Here is a 228-nt window from a genome sequence, read left to right on the forward strand (position 1 = left end):
GTGACCGACGAGCGTGGCGCGGTGCGCTGGAGCGGCCAGTACGGCAGCTTTGGCGAGGTACGCCACCAGAGCGAAGGGTTCTCACGGCTTGTGAATCGCTCGGCGATGGCACACCAGCCGCTTCGCTATGCCGGGCAGTACGCTGACGGTGAAACGGGGCTGCATTATAACCTGTTCCGCTACTACGACCCGCAGGTCGGGCGGTTTATTGTGCAGGATCCGATTGGG

1 protein-coding gene is annotated in these 228 nt (G+C 63.2%); it reads left to right on the plus strand.

Going from position 1 to position 228, the window contains the following annotated elements; all coding sequences use genetic code 11:
* Window positions 1–228: RHS repeat-associated core domain-containing protein (locus C5687_RS24495; RefSeq protein WP_238380526.1), on the plus strand; the 228-nt coding region annotated here is incomplete at both ends.

Source organism: Enterobacter sichuanensis, assembly GCF_002939185.1.
Taxonomy (GTDB): Bacteria; Pseudomonadota; Gammaproteobacteria; order Enterobacterales; family Enterobacteriaceae; genus Enterobacter; species Enterobacter sichuanensis.